Annotated in this window: 17 protein-coding genes; 13 read left to right on the top strand and 4 right to left on the bottom strand. The window is 54.5% G+C overall.

Features of this window, described 5'->3' with window-relative positions; translation table 11 throughout:
- Positions 1 to 52: 52 nt before the first annotated feature.
- The 3 genes from zapE (at position 53) to rpsI (ending at position 2,245) form a co-directional block, all read left to right on the top strand.
- On the top strand, positions 53 to 1,177 hold the full coding sequence (gene zapE / locus QNN88_RS15485; RefSeq protein ID WP_414240986.1) for a cell division protein ZapE: 1,125 nt from the start codon (positions 53 to 55) through the stop codon (positions 1,175 to 1,177).
- Between the two features lie 231 nt (positions 1,178 to 1,408).
- Complete coding sequence (rplM, locus tag QNN88_RS15480) at positions 1,409 to 1,837, top strand: 50S ribosomal protein L13 (protein ID WP_042325003.1); 429 nt, start codon at positions 1,409 to 1,411, stop codon at positions 1,835 to 1,837.
- A gap of 15 nt (positions 1,838 to 1,852) precedes the next feature.
- A complete protein-coding gene (gene rpsI, locus QNN88_RS15475) occupies positions 1,853 to 2,245 on the top strand; it encodes a 30S ribosomal protein S9 (RefSeq protein ID WP_000829815.1) in 393 nt (130 codons plus the stop codon).
- Here rpsI and QNN88_RS15470 read toward each other — a convergent pair.
- Positions 2,242 to 2,436, bottom strand: a complete 195-nt coding sequence (locus QNN88_RS15470) for a hypothetical protein (protein ID WP_414240985.1) — start codon at positions 2,434 to 2,436, stop codon at positions 2,242 to 2,244. The genes rpsI and QNN88_RS15470 overlap by 4 nt on opposite strands.
- Before the next feature lie 113 nt (positions 2,437 to 2,549).
- Between QNN88_RS15470 and sspA the strand changes: the two genes are divergently transcribed.
- The 8 genes from sspA to nanQ all read left to right on the top strand — a co-directional run bounded on the left by sspA (position 2,550) and on the right by nanQ (position 9,309).
- Positions 2,550 to 3,188, top strand: coding sequence for a stringent starvation protein SspA (sspA, locus tag QNN88_RS15465; RefSeq protein ID WP_042998321.1), 639 nt, complete (start codon positions 2,550 to 2,552; stop codon positions 3,186 to 3,188).
- Positions 3,189 to 3,193: 5 nt separating this feature from the next.
- The gene (gene sspB / locus QNN88_RS15460; protein ID WP_042998320.1) at positions 3,194 to 3,694 is read left to right on the top strand and encodes a ClpXP protease specificity-enhancing factor; all 501 of its coding nucleotides are present in this window, start codon (positions 3,194 to 3,196) and stop codon (positions 3,692 to 3,694) included.
- Between the two features lie 111 nt (positions 3,695 to 3,805).
- Complete coding sequence (nanR, locus tag QNN88_RS15455) at positions 3,806 to 4,597, top strand: transcriptional regulator NanR (RefSeq protein WP_414241033.1); 792 nt, start codon at positions 3,806 to 3,808, stop codon at positions 4,595 to 4,597.
- Between the two features lie 133 nt (positions 4,598 to 4,730).
- A complete protein-coding gene (gene nanA / locus QNN88_RS15450) occupies positions 4,731 to 5,624 on the top strand; it encodes an N-acetylneuraminate lyase (RefSeq protein ID WP_414240984.1) in 894 nt (297 codons plus the stop codon).
- Between the two features lie 122 nt (positions 5,625 to 5,746).
- Positions 5,747 to 7,237, top strand: coding sequence for an MFS transporter (locus QNN88_RS15445; RefSeq protein WP_414240983.1), 1,491 nt, complete (start codon positions 5,747 to 5,749; stop codon positions 7,235 to 7,237).
- 47 nt (positions 7,238 to 7,284) lie between these two features.
- Positions 7,285 to 7,974 carry an N-acetylmannosamine-6-phosphate 2-epimerase gene (locus tag QNN88_RS15440; RefSeq protein WP_414240982.1) on the top strand — a complete coding sequence of 230 codons (690 nt, stop codon included), beginning with the start codon at positions 7,285 to 7,287 and terminating at the stop codon, positions 7,972 to 7,974.
- A complete protein-coding gene (gene nanK, locus QNN88_RS15435; RefSeq protein WP_414240981.1) occupies positions 7,971 to 8,855 on the top strand; it encodes an N-acetylmannosamine kinase in 885 nt (294 codons plus the stop codon). The genes QNN88_RS15440 and nanK overlap by 4 nt, the downstream gene beginning before the upstream one ends.
- Positions 8,842 to 9,309: an N-acetylneuraminate anomerase gene (gene nanQ, locus QNN88_RS15430; RefSeq protein ID WP_414240980.1), complete on the top strand. Its 468-nt coding sequence runs from the start codon at positions 8,842 to 8,844 to the stop codon at positions 9,307 to 9,309. The genes nanK and nanQ overlap by 14 nt, the downstream gene beginning before the upstream one ends.
- A 56-nt stretch (positions 9,310 to 9,365) precedes the next feature.
- On the opposite strand, the gene QNN88_RS15425 is transcribed toward nanQ, so the two are convergent.
- From QNN88_RS15425 to gltB, 3 genes are all read right to left on the bottom strand, one after another.
- Positions 9,366 to 10,466 carry a PDDEXK nuclease domain-containing protein gene (locus QNN88_RS15425; protein ID WP_414240979.1) on the bottom strand — a complete coding sequence of 367 codons (1,101 nt, stop codon included), beginning with the start codon at positions 10,464 to 10,466 and terminating at the stop codon, positions 9,366 to 9,368.
- 209 nt (positions 10,467 to 10,675) lie between these two features.
- Positions 10,676 to 12,094: a glutamate synthase subunit GltD gene (gene gltD / locus QNN88_RS15420; RefSeq protein WP_414240978.1), complete on the bottom strand. Its 1,419-nt coding sequence runs from the start codon at positions 12,092 to 12,094 to the stop codon at positions 10,676 to 10,678.
- Between the two features lie 12 nt (positions 12,095 to 12,106).
- The gene (gltB, locus tag QNN88_RS15415) at positions 12,107 to 16,567 is read right to left on the bottom strand and encodes a glutamate synthase large subunit (RefSeq protein WP_414240977.1); all 4,461 of its coding nucleotides are present in this window, start codon (positions 16,565 to 16,567) and stop codon (positions 12,107 to 12,109) included.
- Between the two features lie 688 nt (positions 16,568 to 17,255).
- Between gltB and QNN88_RS15410 the strand changes: the two genes are divergently transcribed.
- Both QNN88_RS15410 and arcB read left to right on the top strand, forming a co-directional pair.
- Entirely contained in the window at positions 17,256 to 18,185 is a 930-nt protein-coding gene (locus QNN88_RS15410; protein ID WP_414240976.1) for a TIGR01212 family radical SAM protein, read from the top strand.
- Between the two features lie 93 nt (positions 18,186 to 18,278).
- Positions 18,279 to 20,615 carry an aerobic respiration two-component sensor histidine kinase ArcB gene (gene arcB, locus QNN88_RS15405; protein ID WP_414240975.1) on the top strand — a complete coding sequence of 779 codons (2,337 nt, stop codon included), beginning with the start codon at positions 18,279 to 18,281 and terminating at the stop codon, positions 20,613 to 20,615.
- Positions 20,616 to 20,729: the final 114 nt, after the last annotated feature.

Here is a 20,729-nt window from a genome sequence, read left to right as displayed (position 1 = left end):
TCGTCAACCGTGAACGACGGCACATCGATTTTCAAGGAATAACAAGAACATCATGCAGAGCTTTACCCCCACATCGCGTTATCTGAAAGCCATTAACGATGGCACTCACCAACCCGACGACGTGCAAAAAGAGGCGGTCAATCGTCTGGAGAAGATTTACCAGGCGTTGATATCGGATAAAACCTCTGCCGCTGAAACAAAAGGGTTTATGGCCCGCGTTGGTAAGCTACTGGGAAAAAAAGAAGACGCGCACAGCGTTCCGGTACGTGGCTTATATATGTGGGGAGGCGTAGGGCGGGGGAAAACCTGGCTCATGGATCTGTTCTACCACAGCCTGCCCGGCGTTCGTAAGCAGCGTCTGCATTTTCATCGCTTTATGCTGCGTGTGCATGAGGAGTTGACCGCATTGCAGGGGCAGACCGACCCGCTTGAAACTCTGGCGGACCGCTTTAAGGCCGAAACGGATGTGCTGTGCTTTGACGAGTTTTTTGTGTCTGATATTACCGATGCCATGCTGCTCGGCGGCCTGATGAAGGCGCTCTTTGCGCGCGGCATCACGCTGGTGGCGACCTCGAATATTCCCCCTGATGAGCTGTATCGCAACGGTTTACAGCGTGCGCGTTTTCTTCCTGCTATCGATGCGATTAAACAACATTGCGACATCATGAACGTAGATGCCGGCGTGGATTATCGTCTGCGGACGTTGACCCAGGCGCATTTGTGGCTCTCACCGCTGAACATTGAAACGCAGCAGCAGATGGACAACCTCTGGCTGGCGCTGGCGGGTGTCAAACGTGAACAGGGCCCGGTTCTGGAGATTAATCACCGGCCCCTTCCCACGCTTGGCGTGGAAAACCAGACGCTGGCAGTCTCATTCCACACGCTGTGCGTTGATGCCCGCAGCCAGCATGACTATATTGCGTTGTCGCGTCTCTACCACACGGTCATGCTGTTTGATGTACCCGTGATGACGCCGCTGATGGAAAGCGAAGCGCGCCGTTTCATCGCACTGGTGGATGAATTTTATGAACGTCACGTCAAGCTGGTGGTCAGCGCTGCCGTGCCTTTATATGAGGTGTATCAGGGGGAGCGACTGAAGTTCGAATTCCAGCGCTGCCTGTCGCGTTTGCAGGAGATGCAGAGCGAGGAATATCTCAAGCAAGAACACATGCCCTGACCGCGGCCAATAAACTGTTGTGCAAATCACATAAAGGGGTCGATCTTTGACCCCGACTTCTCTATAATCTTGCGACCCCACGTTACAAGAAAGTTTTTTTCCCAAAACTTTTTGTGTGCTGGCATTGGCTATTCGAAGGGGTAGGTTTGCCGGACTTTGTCGTGTGAACCTCAACTGACATAACGTTTGGGTGTTCACCAACGTGTAACTTATTTATTGGGTAAGCTTTTAATGAAAACTTTTACAGCTAAACCAGAAACCGTAAAACGCGACTGGTACGTTGTTGACGCGACCGGTAAAACTCTGGGCCGTCTGGCTACTGAACTGGCTCGTCGCCTGCGCGGTAAGCATAAAGCGGAATACACTCCGCACGTAGATACCGGTGATTACATCATCGTTCTGAACGCTGACAAAGTTGCTGTAACCGGCAACAAGCGTACTGACAAAGTGTACTATCACCACACCGGTCACATCGGTGGTATCAAAGAAGCGACCTTTGAAGAGATGATTGCTCGCCGTCCTGAGCGTGTGATTGAAATCGCGGTTAAAGGCATGCTGCCAAAAGGCCCGCTGGGTCGTGCTATGTTCCGTAAACTGAAAGTTTACGCTGGTAACGAGCACAACCACGCGGCACAGCAACCGCAAGTTCTTGACATCTAATCGGGATTATAGGCAATGGCTGAAAATCAATACTACGGCACTGGTCGCCGCAAAAGTTCCGCAGCTCGCGTTTTCATCAAACCGGGCAACGGCAAAATCGTTATCAACCAACGTTCTCTGGAACAGTACTTCGGTCGTGAAACTGCCCGCATGGTAGTTCGTCAGCCGCTGGAACTGGTCGACATGGTTGAGAAACTGGATCTGTACATCACTGTTAAAGGTGGTGGTATCTCTGGTCAGGCTGGTGCGATCCGTCACGGTATCACCCGCGCTCTGATGGAGTACGATGAGTCCCTGCGTGGCGAACTGCGTAAAGCAGGCTTCGTTACTCGTGATGCTCGTCAGGTTGAACGTAAGAAAGTCGGTCTGCGTAAAGCACGTCGTCGTCCGCAGTTCTCCAAACGTTAATTGTTTTCTGCCTCTGGCAGATTACTGTTGGCGAAAAAACCCGCTTCGGCGGGTTTTTTTATGGATAAATCTGGCGTAATCCTCTGACAAAACCCTCTTTTTCCCCATTTCCAGAATCGACTCACCACAAAGGTCACAAAATCTGGTAAACTATCATCCAATTTTCTGCCCAAATATCGGGTATTGCTCATTTTTTGTTTGCTTTTTGAACGATGATGACATTTCCGAAGCGGGTGACATCACTTCTGACTGGCCATGCGATGGCCGGTAGCAGTAAAAATTCTGAATATACCTGGAGGTTTTCATGGCTGTCGCTGCCAACAAACGTTCGGTAATGACGCTGTTTTCTGGTCCTACTGACATCTATAGCCATCAGGTCCGCATTGTGCTGGCTGAGAAAGGTGTAAGTTTTGAGATCGAGCATGTGGAAAAGGACAATCCGCCTCAGGATCTGATTGACCTCAACCCGAATCAGAGCGTCCCGACACTGGTGGATCGTGAGCTGACCCTATGGGAATCTCGCATCATTATGGAATACCTGGATGAGCGTTTCCCACATCCACCGCTGATGCCGGTTTATCCGGTTGCTCGTGGCGAAAGCCGCCTGTACATGCACCGTATCGAAAAAGACTGGTACACGCTGATGAACGTCATCGTGAACGGGTCTGCTTCAGAAGCTGACGTTGCCCGCAAACAGCTGCGTGAAGAACTGCAAGCTATTGCGCCGGTATTCGGTCAGAAACCGTATTTCCTGAGCGATGAATTCAGCCTGGTAGATTGCTACCTGGCGCCGCTGCTGTGGCGTCTGCCGCAACTGGGTATTGAGTTCAGCGGTGCGGGAGCGAAAGAGCTGAAAGGGTATATGACTCGCGTCTTCGAGCGTGATTCTTTCCTGGCGTCCTTAACCGAAGCTGAACGCGAAATGCGTCTTGGCCGGGGATAATAAGGATGGATTTGTCACAGCTAACACCGCGCCGTCCTTATCTGCTGCGTGCTTTCTATGAGTGGTTGCTCGACAACCAGCTCACGCCGCACCTGGTGGTGGATGTGACGTTGCCTGGCGTGCATGTTCCAATGGAATATGCCCGTGACGGGCAAATTGTCCTGAACATTGCACCGCGTGCGGTAGGGAATCTGGAGCTGGCTAACGACGAAGTGCGTTTTAACGCGCGTTTCGGCGGCGTTCCGCGCCAGGTTTCTGTGCCGTTAGCGGCGGTGCTGGCGATTTATGCACGTGAAAACGGTGCCGGAACGATGTTCGAACCGGAAGCCGCTTATGACGAAGATGTGGCTAGTCTCAATGATGATGACGCGACCTCAGGCGCAGAGAGCGAAACCGTTATGTCAGTTATTGACGGTGATAAGCCGGATCATGACGATGACAACAATCCGGATGACGATCCGCCGCCGCCACGCGGTGGACGACCAGCATTACGTGTTGTTAAATAGATAAAAACAGGCCCCACAGGGCCTGTTTTTGATCGCGCCGACCGTGGTTTCACCCTCCTTCCGATCCTGTGTTACGATGAGCCTGCTGTTGTTTGTCACCGTGACTCGCAAATAGGTCCTATGAACACATTCGATCCGCAAGCAGAAGATTCTCCAGCAACCATTGGGCGTAGCCTTCGTCGTCGTCCGTTGGCACGTAAAAAGCTGTCGGAAATGGTTGAAGAAGAATTAGAGCAGATGATCCGTCGCCGTGAGTTTGGCGAGGGGGAACAGTTGCCATCCGAACGGGAGCTGATGGCTTTTTTCAACGTTGGTCGCCCCTCCGTGCGTGAAGCGCTGGCGGCGCTGAAGCGTAAAGGTCTGGTGCAAATCAATAACGGTGAACGCGCCCGCGTTTCGCGCCCTTCGGCGGACACCATCATTGGCGAGCTCTCCGGCATGGCGAAAGATTTCCTCGCGCATCCCGGCGGCATTGCTCATTTTGAGCAGCTACGCCTGTTCTTTGAATCCAGCCTTGTGCGCTATGCGGCGGAGAACGCCACGGATGAACAAATCGATCGACTGGCAAAAGCGCTAGAGATCAACAGCCAGTCGCTGGATGACAATACCCTGTTTATCCGCTCGGACGTGGATTTCCACCGCGTACTGGCGGAGATCCCTGGCAATCCTATCTTTATGGCGATCCACGTCGCGCTGCTGGACTGGCTGATCGCCGCACGCCCGACCGTGCCGGATCGCGAGCTTTACGAGCATAATAACGTGAGTTATCAGCAGCATATTGCCATTGTGGAGGCCATCCGCCAGCACGATCCCGACGAGGCCGATCGCGCCCTGCAATCTCATCTCAACAGCGTTTCCGCCACCTGGCACGCTCTCGGGAAACATTCAAAAATGCGCAAGTGATCGCGATCCTGACGATCGTTTAGTGAAGCAGATCGCACTATAAGCGTTCTGTATTGTATTGCTGCTTATTTGATCTGGTATAACAGGTATAAAGGTATGCAGTCAGATAACACTAATCAAGACAGAGGTCGTTATGGCAAAAGATTTACGAGGCGTAATGCCAGCGTTGTTAACCCCTTTCGATAACCAACAGAAACTGGATATTGAGAGCCTGCGCCGACTGGTGCGTTTCAATATCGCGCAGGGAATCGATGGGTTGTACGTGGGCGGCTCCACCGGTGAAGCCTTTGTGCAGAGCTGTGCGGAAAGGGAGCAGGTGCTGGAAGTGGTCGCGGAAGAGGCGAAGGGCAAGGTCACGCTGATCGCTCATGTTGGAACAGTCAGCACCCACGAGAGCCAGCAGCTCGCCCGTGCAGCGCATCGTTGCGGTTTTGACGCCGTCTCAGCGGTGACGCCGTTCTACTATCCGTTCAGCTTTGAAGAGCACTGCGATCATTACCGGGCCATTATTGATTCGGCGGATGGTTTGCCGATGGTGGTCTATAACATTCCGGCGTTAAGCGGCGTGAAGTTAACGCTGGATCAGATCAACACGCTGGTGACGTTGCCTGGCGTAGGCGCACTGAAGCAAACATCGGGCGATCTGTTCCAGATGGAGCAGATCCGTCGCGAGCATCCGGATCTGGTGCTTTATAACGGTTATGACGAAATTTTCGCTTCAGGCCTGTTGGCGGGAGCAGATGGCGGTATCGGCAGCACTTACAACATCATGGGCTGGCGCTATCTGGGAATTGTGAAAGCGCTCAAAGAAGGTGACATCCGGACTGCGCAAAAGCTGCAAACAGAGTGCAATAAGGTTATCGATCTCCTCATTAAGGCTGGCGTGTTCCGCGGGCTGAAAACGGTTCTGCACTATATGGACGTGGTTTCTGTCCCGCTGTGCCGCAAACCGTTTGCCCCCGTGGATGAAAAATACGTGCCTGCATTGAAAGCACTGGCGGAACAATTGCTGGCGGAACGTTCCTGACGGGGTGCCGGATGGCGCTGACGCTTATCCGGCCAACAAAACACAACAGAATACGATACGTAGGCCGGATAAGGCGAAGCCGCCATCCGGCAATACAATAAAGAAATCGTCGGGAGAGTAAAATGAGTATTTCTACCCAAAGCATCCCGTGGTATCGCCATCTCAACCGGGCTCAATGGCGGGCATTTTCTGCCGCATGGCTGGGATATTTGTTGGATGGTTTTGATTTTGTGTTGATTGCTCTTGTGCTGACGGAAGTGCAAGGAGAGTTCGGGCTGACGACGGTTCAGGCGGCGAGCCTGATTTCGGCAGCCTTTATTTCCCGCTGGTTTGGCGGGTTAATGCTGGGCGCAATGGGCGACCGTTATGGGCGTCGACTGGCGATGGTCACCAGTATTATTCTGTTCTCCATGGGGACGCTGGCCTGTGGTTTTGCGCCGGGTTACACCACCATGTTTATCGCCCGACTGGTGATTGGCATGGGGATGGCAGGCGAATACGGCTCCAGTGCGACCTATGTTATTGAAAGCTGGCCGAAACACCTGCGCAATAAAGCCAGTGGTTTTCTGATCTCAGGCTTCTCCGTTGGCGCCGTCATCGCAGCTCAGGTGTACAGCCTGGTGGTGCCGGTCTGGGGCTGGCGCGCGCTGTTCTTCATTGGCATTCTGCCGATTATTTTTGCCCTCTGGCTGCGCAAAAACATACCAGAAGCTGAGGACTGGAAAGAGAAGCATGCAGGCAAAGCGCCGGTACGTACGATGGTCGATATTCTTTACCGGGGTGATCATCGCGTCGTCAATATTCTGATGACGATGGCGGCCGCGACGGCACTGTGGTTCTGCTTTGCCGGTGACCTGCAAAATGCAGCGATTGTCGCGGTGCTGGGTTTGTTGTGTGCGGTGATCTTTATCAGCTTTATGGTGCAAAGCAGCGGCAAGCGCTGGCCAACGGGCGTGATGCTCATGATCGTTGTCCTGTTCGCTTTCCTCTACTCGTGGCCGATTCAGGCATTGCTGCCTACTTATCTGAAAACGGAACTGGCATACGATCCTTCCACCGTGGCGCGGGTGCTGTTCTTTAGCGGTTTTGGCGCGGCGGTCGGCTGCTGCGTGGGGGGCTTCCTCGGTGACTGGCTGGGGACCCGCAAAGCTTATGTATGTAGCCTGCTGGCCTCGCAGGTGCTAATCATTCCGGTGTTTGCGATTGGCGGTACCAACGTCTGGGTACTTGGTTTGCTTCTGTTTTTCCAGCAGATGTTGGGGCAAGGGATTTCGGGGATTTTACCGAAACTGATTGGCGGTTATTTCGATACCGATCAACGTGCCGCCGGTCTGGGCTTCACCTATAACGTCGGGGCGCTCGGCGGAGCGCTGGCACCGATTCTGGGGGCGCTGATTGCCCAGCGACTGGATCTGGGTACTGCGCTGGGCTCGCTCTCTTTCAGCCTGACCTTTGTGGTTATCCTGTTGATTGGTCTGGATATGCCGTCCCGCGTCCAGCGCTGGCTGCGACCAGAGGCGCTGCGTACGCATGATGCTATCGACGGTAAACCGTTTAGCGGCGCCATCCCATTTGGCGGTGATAAAAGCCCCTTAGTCAAAAGCAAAAGTTAATCCATTTGCCCGGTCATGCACCGGGCAATATACGTAAGGGAAGAAGCATGTCGTTACTTACACAACTGGATAAAAGCATTGCCGCGCGTGGTGGTCTGATAGTTTCCTGCCAGCCGGTTCCCGGCAGCCCGCTGGATAAACCTAAGATTGTGGCGGCGATGGCGCTGGCAGCTGAGCAGGCGGGGGCCGTCGCGTTACGTATTGAAGGCGTTGAGAATCTTAAGGCGACGCGTGCCGTGGTTTCCGTACCGATAATCGGCATTCTCAAGCGCGATCTCGCGGATTCACCGGTGCGCATCACCGCGTTTCTGGAAGATGTCGATGCCCTGGCGCAGGCCGGCGCTGACATTATCGCAATAGATGGCACCGACCGCGTGCGCCCGGTTCCGGTAGCGTCGCTGCTGGCCCGTATCCATCATCACCAGCTGTTGGCAATGGCCGATTGCTCGACGCGGGAGGACGGCCTGGCCTGTCAGGCACTCGGTGCGGAAATTATTGGCACCACGCTTTCGGGTTACACCACGGCAGAAACGCCTGAAGAGCCGGATCTGGCGCTGGTGAAAGCGCTGAGCGAAGCGGGTTGTCGCGTGATTGCTGAAGGCCGCTACAACACCCCGACGCAGGCTGGCGAAGCGATGCGCCACGGTGCCTGGGCGGTGACGGTGGGATCTGCGATTACCCGTCTGGAGCACATTTGTGAGTGGTATAACACGGCGCTGAAAAAGGCGGTTTTATGACGACGCTGGCCATTGATATTGGCGGTACGAAGCTTGCCGCCGCACTGGTGGGGGAAGATTTGCAGATTCGCGAACGTCGCGAGCTGTCTACGCCCGCCAGTAAAACGTCGCAGGCGCTGAGGGAGGCGCTGAAAACGCTGGTGGAACCGTTGCAGTCGCAAGCGCATCGGGTGGCGATAGCCTCGACGGGGATTATCCGCGAAGGCAACCTGTTGGCGATAAACCCGAGAAATTTGGGCGGGTTGCTTCACTTTCCGCTGGTGCAAACGTTAGAAGATCTCACCGGTTTGCCAACGCTGGCAATCAATGATGCTCAGGCTGCGGCATGGGCGGAATACCACGCACTGAACGAGGATACGCGGGATATGGTGTTTATCACCGTTTCAACTGGCGTAGGCGGCGGTGTGGTCAGCGACGGTAAGCTCGTCACCGGTATGGGGGGTCTGGCCGGACACTTGGGTCATACCCTCGCGGACCCAAATGGGCCGGTGTGTGGCTGTGGACGAGTAGGATGCGTCGAGGCTATCGCATCGGGACGCGGTATTGCTGCTGCGGCGCAAGGTTCGCTTGCCGGATGCGATGCAAAAACCATTTTTTCCCACGCGGCAGAGGGTGATGAACAGGCCAGTCGCCTGATCGCTGACTCCGCACAGGTGCTGGCGCGGCTGATTGCCGATACGAAAGCGATCACGGATTGCCAGCGGGTGGTTGTTGGCGGCAGCGTTGGGCTGGCGCAGGGGTATCTCGCGCAAGTCCGCGCCTGTCTCGAACGCATGCCCCCGGTTTATCACGTAGAATTAAGCACAGCATACTACCGCCACGACGCGGGACTGCTGGGCGCGGCATTGTTAGCGCAAGGAGAGAAGGATGATATTAGGTGAAGTTCGTTCGTTGTCTGCTGCCGGTTTACATCCCGTGCTGGAAGAGGCGCTGACGCTGGCGTTAACCGCCAGACCCCAGGAGCAAGCCCCTGGTCGCGTTGAGCTACGTGGGGACGATATCTTTATGAATGTCATGCAGTTTGCCACGCAATCGGCCACAGAGAAAAAGGCCGAACTGCACGAGCAATACATCGATATCCAGCTACTGCTGGCTGGAGAGGAGCGCATTCAGTTCGGCGTGGCGGACTCCGCGCGCCAGTGTGAAAAGTGTCATGTTGAGGAGGATTATCAACTTTGCCGTGAGATTGCTGGCCGTCAGAGCATTACCCTACAACCAGGCATGTTCGCGGTGTTTATGCCAGGTGAGCCGCACAAACCGGGATGCAGTGTGGGAGAACCGAAAGAGATTAAGAAAGTAGTCGTCAAGGTTCGCGCCAGCCTGTTAGTCGCATGATAATGCCGGATGGTTTTTACCATCCGGTCTTACGCTTTACACATCTATCCCGTTCATTATTTCGTCAACGATGTTTCTGGGGATTCAGCTTTTCGCGCTGTCAGGGCCAATTGCGAACGAATGAGTTCATCTGCCAGTAATTTTTCGTCAGGCAATTGCACTTTGTATTCGCTTGCCATCACGGTATTCGGTAAACCGTTCAATGCGTAGTGTGCTTCTCCAGCCCCTTTTCCCGCGCACAGGATTAGCCCAACCGGCGGATTTTCGCCCGGCATAGTCCAGTGCTCTTTGGCGTAGTTCAGGTACATGTTCATTTGTCCTGCATCGGCATAGCTGAATTTGCCCACTTTCAGATCAACAACTAACAGACAGCGCAAGCGGCGATGGAAGAAAAGCAGGTCGACGCGAAACCAGCTGTCGTCAATGCGTAACCGGCGCTGTCGGCTGACAAACGCAAAATCGTCTCCGAGTTCAAGCATAAACTCCATCAGATGGTTAATTAGCGCTTCTTCCAGATCGGATTCCGAATACTCATCTTTCAGATCGAGGAATTCGAGAATAAAGGGATCGCGTATTGCGTGTTCTGGTAAGACTTCGGGCGCGGTGGGCGCAGCCTGTTGCAGCAAGGCGGGTTTATCATGAGAAAGCAGTGTCCGTTCGTAAAACTGAGACGCGATTTGCCGATCGAGTTGTCGTACCGACCAACCGTTGCGTAATGTCTCTTTCTCGTAAAAGGTGCGGGCATCGGGTTTTTTAACTGACAGGAGACGGACATAAGCTGACCAGGGCAGCGGGAATATCCTGGCGAGTTGTTTGAGATTTAAAGATTCGCCAGACAGTGTCTGGTGAATTTCAATATACTGAAAATAAAGATAAAAAGCTCTAATTTGCCGCAGATTTCCGGTTGAGAATCCACGTTTATAGCGCCGGGTTAAATCTACGGACAGTTGCTCAATCAGTTGAGCACCATAAGCTGCCCGCGCTTCACCGCCCTGCTCAAACTCGACAATGCGTCGGCCAATTTCCCAGTACGTTGCCGTCATAATCGCGTTGATGTTGCGGACGGTCTCTGTCCTTGCAGTATCCAGAAGATAGATTATGCCGTCGTGGATTTGCTGATAATCGCCTGCGTGTTGTGCTGATGTTGTTGCCATCATATTATCCCTGACATGATAGTTACAGATTGAAAATATATCGCTATCAGTACACTTAAGTGGATATACGGTCAATTCTTCTCAGCCCATTACATTTACTTACGGCGAAATTTGCGAGCCGCTTTCGAAGAATGAAGGTGGGATAGTGCGAAGAGTAAGAGTGACTCCCCTCTCTGATCGCGTACTCAGAGCAGGGGAGTCAGAAAGGTTTATTACACTTCCAGCCAGTTCATAATCCCGTCGGCGGCTTTGCGACCTTCGGCAATGGCGGTAACTACCAGATCTGAACCACGCACAATGTCACCACCGGCGAAGATTTTCGGGTTGCTGGTCTGGAAGGCGTTATCGCTGCCTTCCGGGGCGATAATGCGCCCCTGAGAGTCCAGCTCGACGCTGTGTTTTGCCAGCCACTCCATGCTGTGAGGGCGGAAACCAAATGCCATCACCACGGCATCCGCCGGAACGATATGCTCGGAACCCGGGACGATTTCCGCACGACGGCGGCCTTTTGCATCCGGCGCGCCCATTTCGGTACGGGCCATTTTCACACCGCTGACTTTACCATTCGCATTGATTTCAATACCCAGCGGCTGCACGTTGAACTGGAACTCCACACCTTCTTCACGCGCGTTTTTCACTTCGCGTCGGGAACCCGGCATGTTTTCTTCGTCACGGCGATAGGCACAGGTGACGTGCGTTGCGCCCTGGCGAACGGAGGTCCGCACGCAGTCCATAGCGGTATCGCCACCGCCCAGCACCACTACGCGTTTACCTTCCATATTGACGTACGGTTCGTCGGTCGTTTCACCAAAGCCCATGATCTGCTTCGTATTGGCGATCAGGAACGGCAGGGCATCGAATACGCCATCTGCGTCTTCGTTTTCCAGCCCGCCGCGCATGGACTGATAGGTACCTACGCCGAGGAATACCGCATCGTAATCTTTCAGCAGGTCGTCGAGCTGGACGTCACGTCCCACTTCCACATTCAGTTTGAACTCGATTCCCATGCCGGTGAAAATTTCACGGCGGCGGGTCATCACCTCTTTTTCCAGCTTGAAGGCCGGAATGCCAAAGGTCAGCAGGCCGCCAATCTCCGGGTGACGGTCAAACACCACAGCCTTCACGCCATTGCGGGTCAACACGTCGGCACAAGCCAGCCCGGCTGGACCGGCACCGATGATCGCGACCCGCTTGTCAGTCTGGCGAACGCCGGTCATATCCGGACGCCAGCCCATTTCGAACGCTTTATCATTGATATAACGCTCGATGTTGCCGATGGTCACGGCGCCGAACTCATCGTTTAGCGTGCAGGAACCTTCGCACAGACGATCCTGCGGGCACACGCGGCCGCACACTTCCGGCAGCGTATTGGTCTGGTGAGACAGTTCCGCGGCTTCAAAAATGCGCCCTTCGTTGGCGAGCTTTAGCCAGTTCGGAATGTAGTTATGAACCGGGCATTTCCACTCACAGTACGGGTTGCCGCAGGAAAGACAACGGTCCGCCTGCGCTTTTGCCTGACCTTCCGAAAACGGTTCGTAGATTTCAATAAACTCGATTTTGCGGATCTTCAGCGGTTTCTTCGGCGGATCAACACGCTGCAGGTCGATAAATTGGTATACGTTCTGACTCATTGCTGCTACCCCTTACTGCGCCTGCACGCGCAGCTCTGCTGCGCTACGACTACGGTGACCCAACAGTGCTTTTACATCACTGGACTTCGGTTTAACCAGTGCGAATTTGTTAGCGAAGGCTGACCAGTTAGCCAGAATCTCTTCCCCGCGCTGTGAACCGGTATGCTGCACGTGTTCGGTGATCAGGCCACGCAGATGCTCTTCGTGGATAGCCAGTTCGTCAACGCCCAGCACTTCGACCAGTTCCGGGTTTACGCGTTTACGGAACTCACCATCTTCGTCCAGCACATAGGCGAACCCGCCCGTCATACCCGCGCCGAAGTTCACCCCGGTTTTGCCGAGGATACAGACGATCCCGCCGGTCATGTATTCACACCCGTTGTCGCCAATCCCTTCTACCACGGTAATTGCGCCAGAGTTACGCACGGCAAAACGTTCGCCCGCCCGCCCTGCGGCATACAGACGACCACCGGTCGCGCCATACAGGCAGGTGTTACCGATGATGCTGGCTTCATGGCTGCGGAAAGCGGAACCGACCGGTGGACGCACCGCCAGCAAACCACCCGCCATGCCTTTACCGACATAGTCGTTAGCATCGCCGGTCAGGTACAGCTCCACGCCGCCCGCGTTCCAGACGCCAAAGCTCTGGCCTGCCGTGCCGTTGAAGTACGCTTTAATCGGGTCAGAGGCCAGCCCCTGGTCACCATGTGTCTGGGCAATGTACCCAGAGAGCGACGCGCCAACGGAACGATCGGTGTTGCGAATATCGAACCAGAAGGTTTTGCTCTGGCGCTCATCGACATACGGTTTCGCCTGTTGCAGTAACTGCGCGTTCAGCACGCCATTATCAAACGGCGGATTGTTTTCGGTGCAGTGCAACGCTTTGCCGGGGTGCGGCTCCGCGGTTTCCAGCAGTCGGGACAGTTCCAGCTTTTGCTGTTTGGCGGTAAACCCGTCCAGCTCTTTGAGCAGGTCGGTACGGCCAATCAGGTCCACAAGACGCGTCACGCCAAGCTGCGCCATCAGTTCGCGCGTTTCGCGAGCGATAAACTCAAAGTAGTTGGTCACTTTGAACGGCAGACCGTGATAATGGTTCTTGCGCAGTTTGTCGTCCTGGGTTGCCACACCGGTTGCACAGTTGTTGAGATGGCAAATACGCAGGTATTTACAGCCCAGCGCCACCATCGGGCCGGTACCGAAGCCGAAGCTTTCAGCACCGAGGATCGCCGCTTTGATGATATCTACGCCGGTTTTCAGACCACCATCGACCTGCAAACGAATCTTATGACGCAGGCCGTTGGCGACCAGCGCCTGCTGAGTTTCCACCAGCCCCAGTTCCCACGGACAACCCGCGTATTTCACCGAGGAGAGCGGACTTGCGCCCGTACCGCCGTCATAACCGGCGATGGTGATCAGGTCAGCGTAGGCTTTCGCCACGCCGGTAGCGATGGTACCGACGCCCGGTTCGGACACCAGCTTCACGGAGATCATCGCCTTCGGGTTCACCTGTTTCAGGTCGAAAATGAGCTGCGCTAAATCCTCGATAGAGTAGATATCGTGGTGCGGCGGCGGGGAGATCAGCGTCACGCCCGGCACCGAGTAGCGCAGTTTGGCGATGTACGGCGTGACTTTATCACCCGGTAGCTGACCGCCTTCGCCCGGTTTCGCGCCCTGCGCGACTTTAATCTGAATCACGTCGGCGTTGACCAGATATGCTGGCGTTACGCCAAAGCGACCGGAAGCCACCTGTTTGATGCGGGAGACTTTGTTGGTGCCGTAGCGTGCCGGGTCTTCGCCGCCTTCGCCGGAGTTTGAGTTCCCGCCGATACTGTTCATCGCTTCCGCCAGCGCTTCGTGCGCTTCCGGGCTCAGTGCGCCGATAGACATCGCCGCGGTATCGAACCGTTTGAACAGTTCGCTCGCCGGTTCAACGTCATCAATGCTGACCGCGTTGTCGCCAGGATTAATCGCCAGCAGATCGCGCAGTGTTGTCGCGGGACGTTCATTGACCAGTTTTGCGTATTCCTGATAGTCGCTGTACTCACCGCTCTGTACCGCCTGTTGCAGCGTGCGTACCACGTCCGGGTTGTAAGCGTGGTATTCACCGCCGTGCACATACTTCAGCAGTCCGCCCTGGGGAATCGGTTTACGCGCCAGCCACGCGCGTTTGGACAGGTTCAGCAGGTCCTGCTGGAAGTCAGCAAAGCCCGCGCCGCCGATGCGACTGACCACGCCCTGGAAGCAGAGATTCACGACATCATCATGCAGGCCCACCGCTTCAAACAGTTTGGAGCAACGATAGGAAGCGATGGTCGAAATGCCCATTTTGGACATGATTTTGTACAACCCTTTATTGATGCCGTTACGGTAGTTCAGCATCACAGTACGGTAGTTTTTGGCGATCGCCTGGGTGTCGATCAGACGGCCCAGCGTCTCGTACGCGAGGTACGGGTAGATAGCCGTCGCGCCAAAGCCCAGCAGTACGGCGAAGTGGTGCGGGTCACGGGCGCTGGCGGTTTCGACGATGATGTTGGCATCGCAGCGCAGGCTCTGTTCTACCAGCCGCGTCTGTACCGCCCCGACCGCCATTGGGGCCGGGACCGGCAGACGATTTTTGCCGATATTACGATCCGTCAACACCAACAGAACGGTGCCGCTGCGTACCATCTGCTCGGCGGTATCGCACAGTGCTTTGACCGTCTCTTCCAGCGTGGTTTGCGTCGCATCGAAGGTGATATCCAGCCGGTCAGCACGATAGTGCTCTTCTTTCATCGTGGTGAGCTGTTGGAAATCGGAGTACAGCAGAATCGGTGATTTAAAGCTCAGACGGTGCGCCTGACCTTCCGCCTCGCAGAAGACGTTCATCTCGCGACCGATGCTGGTGGCCAGCGACATGACATGCGCTTCACGCAGCGGATCGATAGGGGGGTTCGTCACCTGGGCAAACTGCTGACGGAAGTAGTCGTAAATGATGCGCGGCTGGCTGGAAAGTACGGCAAACGGAGTATCGTCACCCATTGAACCGACCGCTTCCTGACCGTTTTCGCCGAGCACGCGGAGAACGGAATCCAGCTCTTCGGCGCTGTAGTTAAACTGTTTCTGGTAGCTGGCGAGTGTATCGTCATCCAGCTCCCGCTGGCCCACCTGATCGTCAGCCAGATCTTCAAACGGCACCAGGCGGCGGACGTTTTTCTCCATCCACTCTTTATATGGATGGCGGCTTTTCAGGTCGTCATCCGTTTCGGCGGAATGCAGAATGCAACCGCCGCGGGTGTCGATAACCATCAGTTCGCCAGGGCCGACGCGGCCTTTTTCGACGACTTCGTCAGGCTGGTAGTCCCAGATCCCCACTTCAGACGCGCAGGTGATCAGCTTGTCTTTAGTGATGACATAGCGCGCCGGACGCAGACCATTACGGTCGAGGTTACAGGCTGCGAAACGCCCGTCGGACATGACGATACCGGCCGGGCCGTCCCACGGCTCCATATGCATGGAGTTAAAGTCGAAGAAGGCGCGCAGATCCGGGTCCATATCCGGGTTGTTCTGCCAGGCGGGCGGCACCAGCAGACGCATGGCGCGGATGATGTCCATCCCGCCCGCCAGCAGCAGTTCCAGCATGTTATCCATAGAACTGGAGTCGGAGCCGGTTTCGTTAACGAACGGCGCGGCGTCGTGCAGATCCGGGATTAGCGGGGTCTGGAATTTATAAGTACGGGCGCGAGCCCACTGGCGGTTACCGGTAATGGTGTTGATTTCGCCGTTGTGCGCCAGATAGCGGAACGGCTGTGCCAGCGGCCAGCGCGGCACGGTGTTCGTGGAGAAGCGCTGGTGAAACAGGCAAATGGCTGATTCCAGACGCAGATCCGCGAGGTCCAGGTAAAAGCGCGGCAGATCCGCCGGCATACACAGACCTTTATAGATGTTGACCAGGTTTGACAGGCTACAGACGTAGAAGTCTTTGTCTTCCTGCAGGCGTTTTTCAATACGGCGGCGGGCGATGAACAGACGACGTTCCATATCACGTGGACGCCAGCCCGCAGGCGCATTCACAAAAATTTGTTCAATACGCGGCAGGGAGGAGAGGGCGATTTCGCCCAGTACGCCTTCGTTGGTCGGCACATCGCGCCAGCCAACAATCGACAGAGTTTCTTGCTGAAGCTCTTCTTCGACAATACGGCGAGATGCTGCGGCCAGTTCAGGATCTTTGTTCAGGAAGATCATGCCGACCGCGTAGTTTTTGGCTAAACGCCAGCCGCGCTCTTGCGCAACGATGCGGAAGAAGCGGTCAGGTTTTTGCAGCAGCAGACCACAACCGTCGCCGGTTTTACCATCAGCGAGGATTGCGCCACGGTGCTGCATACGGGCCAGTGCGTGTATGGCGGTACGCACCACCTTGTGGCTAGGTTCGCCTTCTATGTGGGCGATCAGGCCGAAACCACAGTTATCCTTCTCAAGGGATTTATCGTACAACATATCAGTGAACCTCCCCAGGCTCTGCGTGACCCCTTCCGATACCGTTTGCGCACGGGCACACCAAGAGCATGGCGACGGGGTTTGCGTGTCATACGCTTACCTCGCATTCGCCCTCTTTATCATCCATTGCGCTTAGGTCAAACAAGTTTGAGGACTTGCTGTCAGAGGGAATCTCAATTACTGCATAAATATGATGAGCACACCGCTCATCCAGAAAGCTTCCAGCGGATTTCCAACTTATCGGGAATCCACACACAGGTCAAATGGCAATCTTATTTATCAAATAATGTGCTATAGAGCATGTATATTGATGAAAATATTAAAGATATTATCATTTTGACATTGAATTAACGTTCTGGAAACGAGACGAGGAGTGTGATCTGTCTCACTGTCATAACCGCTTGTTAGCTCATGTCTTCGCTTTATTCATCGTCAGATGCAGTGTTTTATGCTGGTTTGTTGTGGTATGGCGTTTCATGATACTGTTTTTGCGCAATCGACGTCAGAAGATAAAAAAAATGGCCGGGGATAAGGAAAAGTAATTGGCTGGGTTGTGAATGAAATATCGTTTATTTCGAATATATATGCAAATGATAAAAGCCTGCCGGGGCGATTGATCCAGGTCATCGCCGACAAGGGCTAAAAATGGCAGGCTTTGGCCTCTTTTCAAGGCGCGGTCTATCAGATTATGCAGTTACAGAAATTAGTCAATATGTTTGGTGGGGATCTTTCTCGTCGTTATGGGCAAAAGGTGCATAAACTGACGCTTCACGGCGGATTCAGCTGTCCGAATCGCGATGGCACCATCGGACGCGGCGGCTGTACTTTCTGTAATGTTGCCTCTTTTGCGGATGAAGCGCAGCAGCATCATTCGATCGCCGAACAACTCGCACATCAGGCGCATCTGGTTAATCGCGCGAAACGCTATCTGGCCTATTTTCAGGCCTATACCAGTACCTTTGCTGAAGTACAGGTGTTGCGCTCGATGTACCAGCAGGCCGTCAGCCAGGCCAGTATCGTCGGGTTGTGCGTGGGAACACGCCCCGACTGCGTACCGGATGCGGTGCTCGATCTGCTTTGCGAATATAAAGACCAGGGCTACGAAGTGTGGCTGGAACTGGGGTTGCAGACCGCGCATGACAAAACCCTGCACCGCATCAATCGCGGCCATGATTTTGCCTGTTACCAACGCACGACCCGCCTTGCCCGTGAGCGCGGTCTGAAAGTTTGTTCGCACCTTATAGTCGGCCTGCCGGGAGAAGGGCAAGCGGAATGCCTGCAAACGCTCGAACGGGTGGTTGACACCGGAGTGGATGGCATCAAACTGCATCCGTTACATATCGTGAAGGGCAGCATTATGGCAAAAGCCTGGGAAGCAGGGCGTCTGAACGGGATCGAACTGGATGACTACACGCAAACCGCAGGCGAAATGATCCGGCATACGCCGCCAGAAGTGATTTATCATCGCATTTCTGCCAGTGCACGACGCCCCACGTTACTGGCACCATTGTGGTGCGAAAACCGCTGGACCGGAATGGTCGAGTTGGATCGTTATCTGAATACGCACGGCGTGCAGGGTTCTGCGCTCGGACGGGCATGGGTTCCGCCCGGAACCTGAAGTATGACGGGCATTCGCATTTCTTGCACATTCTCTAACGTCTTGCCCAGAATTGAGTATTATTGTGCCAGGTTGTCGTAAAGGAAATCCCTGATGAAGCAAATTCGTATGCTGGCGCAGTACTATGTGGACCTGATGATGAAATTGGGTCTGGTGCGCTTTTCGCTGCTGTTGGCGTTAGCGCTCGTTGTGCTGGCAATTGTGGTGCAGATGGCGGTCACCATGGTGCTGCATGGTCGGGTCGAACAGATCGATGTCATCCGCTCTATTTTCTTTGGTTTGTTAATCACCCCCTGGGCGGTCTATTTTTTGTCGGTGGTGGTGGAGCAACTGGAGGAGTCTCGTCAGCGGTTATCCCGGCTGGTGCAGAAGCTGGAGGAGATGCGTGAGCGCGACCTTAAGCTCAACGTCCAACTGAAAGATAATATTTCGCAGCTGAATCAGGAGATTGCCGACCGCGAAAAGGCAGAGGCGGAACGCCAGTCAACGTTTGAGCAGCTCAAAGTTGAGATCAAAGAACGCGAAGAAGCGCAGATTCAGCTTGAACAACAATCCTCCTTCCTGCGTTCCTTTTTGGACGCCTCGCCGGATCTGGTTTTTTATCGCAATGAAGATAAAGAGTTTTCCGGCTGTAACCGGGCGATGGAACTGCTCACTGGCAAAAGCGAAAAGCAGTTAGTGCATTTAAAGCCTGCTGACGTGTACTCGCCGGAGGCGGCCGAAAAGGTCATTGAGACCGACGAAAAAGTCTTCCGCCATAATGTGTCGCTGACCTATGAGCAATGGCTTGATTATCCGGACGGGCGTAAAGCCTGTTTTGAAATCCGCAAAGTCCCTTATTACGATCGCGTCGGTAAACGTCATGGCCTGATGGGTTTTGGTCGCGATATTACCGAGCGCAAGCGCTATCAGGATGCGCTTGAGCGCGCCAGCCGCGATAAAACCACTTTTATTTCCACCATCAGCCACGAACTGCGTACGCCGCTGAACGGAATTGTCGGCCTGAGCCGCATTCTGCTGGATACCGATCTGACGGCCGAACAGGAAAAATACCTGAAAACGATCCATGTCTCCGCCGTGACGTTGGGGAATATCTTCAACGATATCATTGATATGGATAAGATGGAGCGGCGTAAGGTTCAACTGGATAATCAGCCGGTGGATTTCACGAGCTTTATGGCCGATCTGGAAAACCTCTCCGGCCTGCAGGCGCAACAGAAAGGATTGCGTTTTGTGCTCGAACCGACCTTACCGCTGCCGCATAAAGTGGTGACTGACGGCACGCGTTTGCGCCAGATACTGTGGAACCTGATCAGCAACGCGGTGAAATTTACCCAGCAGGGCCAGGTGACCGTGCGCGTACGTTATGACGCAGGCAGCATTCTGCATTTTGAAGTAGAAGACTCCGGTATTGGCATTCCACAGGACGAGCAGGACAAAATTTTCGCCATGTATTATCAGGTCAAAGACAGCCACGGCGGAAAACCGGCGACCGGTACGGGTATCGGTCTGGCGGTCTCGCGTCGTCTGGCGAAAAACATGGGTGGGGATATCACCGTGGCAAGCCAGCCAGGCAAAGGCTCTGTCTTTACCCTGACAGTGAATGCGCCAGCAGTGGCAGAAGAAGTCGAAGATGCGTTTGACGATGACGATTTGCCACTGCCGGCGTTGAACGTTCTGCTGGTGGAAGATATCGAACTGAACGTCATTGTGGCGCGCTCGGTGCTGGAAAAACTGGGCAATAGCGTAGATGTCGCTATGACCGGGAAAGCGGCGCTGGAGATGTTCACGCCAGGCGAATATGACCTGGTGTTGCTGGATATTCAGTTGCCGGATATGACCGGCCTCGATATCTCACGAGAACTGACTCAGCGTTACGCGCGTGAAGATCTGCCACCGCTGGTGGCGCTTACGGCAAACGTCCTGAAAGATAAAAAAGAGTATCTGGATGCGGGTATGGATGACGTGCTGAGCAAGCCGCTGTCAGTACCGGCATTAACCGCCATGATTAAGAAGTACTGGGATACCCGAGACGAGGAGGAGTGCACGGTGAAATCTGAAGAGAGCAGTAAATCGCAAGCGCTATTAGATATTCCGATGCTGGAACAGTACATAGAGCTGGTGGGGCCGAAGCTAATTACCGATGGCCTGGCGGTGTTCGAGAAGATGATGCCGGGCTATTTAAGCGTTCTGGAGTCCAATCTGACCGCGCGTGACAAAAAAGGCGTGGTGGAAGAAGGGCACAAAATTAAAGGCGCTGCCGGTTCCGTTGGTCTTCGTTATCTGCAACAACTGGGGCAGCAGATCCAGTCACCCGATCTTCCTGCGTGGGAAGATAACGTGGGCGAATGGATTGAAGAGATGAAGCAGGAGTGGCAACACGACGTTGCAGTATTGAAGGCCTGGGTGGCAAACGCTGGAAAAAAATGACCCCGGCTAGACCGGGGTGCGCGAATACTGCGCCAACACCAGGGAAATCGTGGCTGCGCCGTAAGTGTTAATTGTGATTTAAAGGCGCAGCACTCAAATTCGGGCCGCACGCAT

This window comes from Citrobacter sp. ANG330 (assembly GCF_047467925.1).
Classification (GTDB): Bacteria; Pseudomonadota; Gammaproteobacteria; order Enterobacterales; family Enterobacteriaceae; genus Citrobacter_A; species Citrobacter_A amalonaticus_G.
The sequence above is the reverse complement of the archived record's forward strand: the minus strand, read 5'-3'. Positions and strand labels throughout refer to the sequence as shown.

Excerpts from the sequence above, each read along its gene's own strand:
- zapE (WP_414240986.1), top strand. The coding sequence starts at position 53 with ATGCAGAGCTTTACCCCCACATCGCGTTATCTGAAAGCCATTAACGAT.
- rplM (WP_042325003.1), top strand. The coding sequence starts at position 1,409 with ATGAAAACTTTTACAGCTAAACCAGAAACCGTAAAACGCGACTGGTAC.
- rpsI (WP_000829815.1), top strand. The coding sequence starts at position 1,853 with ATGGCTGAAAATCAATACTACGGCACTGGTCGCCGCAAAAGTTCCGCA.
- QNN88_RS15470 (WP_414240985.1), bottom strand. The coding sequence starts at position 2,436 with ATGAGCAATACCCGATATTTGGGCAGAAAATTGGATGATAGTTTACCA.
- sspA (WP_042998321.1), top strand. The coding sequence starts at position 2,550 with ATGGCTGTCGCTGCCAACAAACGTTCGGTAATGACGCTGTTTTCTGGT.
- sspB (WP_042998320.1), top strand. The coding sequence starts at position 3,194 with ATGGATTTGTCACAGCTAACACCGCGCCGTCCTTATCTGCTGCGTGCT.
- nanA (WP_414240984.1), top strand. The coding sequence starts at position 4,731 with ATGGCAAAAGATTTACGAGGCGTAATGCCAGCGTTGTTAACCCCTTTC.
- QNN88_RS15445 (WP_414240983.1), top strand. The coding sequence starts at position 5,747 with ATGAGTATTTCTACCCAAAGCATCCCGTGGTATCGCCATCTCAACCGG.
- QNN88_RS15440 (WP_414240982.1), top strand. The coding sequence starts at position 7,285 with ATGTCGTTACTTACACAACTGGATAAAAGCATTGCCGCGCGTGGTGGT.
- nanK (WP_414240981.1), top strand. The coding sequence starts at position 7,971 with ATGACGACGCTGGCCATTGATATTGGCGGTACGAAGCTTGCCGCCGCA.
- nanQ (WP_414240980.1), top strand. The coding sequence starts at position 8,842 with ATGATATTAGGTGAAGTTCGTTCGTTGTCTGCTGCCGGTTTACATCCC.
- QNN88_RS15425 (WP_414240979.1), bottom strand. The coding sequence starts at position 10,466 with ATGATGGCAACAACATCAGCACAACACGCAGGCGATTATCAGCAAATC.
- gltD (WP_414240978.1), bottom strand. The coding sequence starts at position 12,094 with ATGAGTCAGAACGTATACCAATTTATCGACCTGCAGCGTGTTGATCCG.
- gltB (WP_414240977.1), bottom strand. The coding sequence starts at position 16,567 with ATGTTGTACGATAAATCCCTTGAGAAGGATAACTGTGGTTTCGGCCTG.
- QNN88_RS15410 (WP_414240976.1), top strand. The coding sequence starts at position 17,256 with ATGCAGTTACAGAAATTAGTCAATATGTTTGGTGGGGATCTTTCTCGT.
- arcB (WP_414240975.1), top strand. The coding sequence starts at position 18,279 with ATGAAGCAAATTCGTATGCTGGCGCAGTACTATGTGGACCTGATGATG.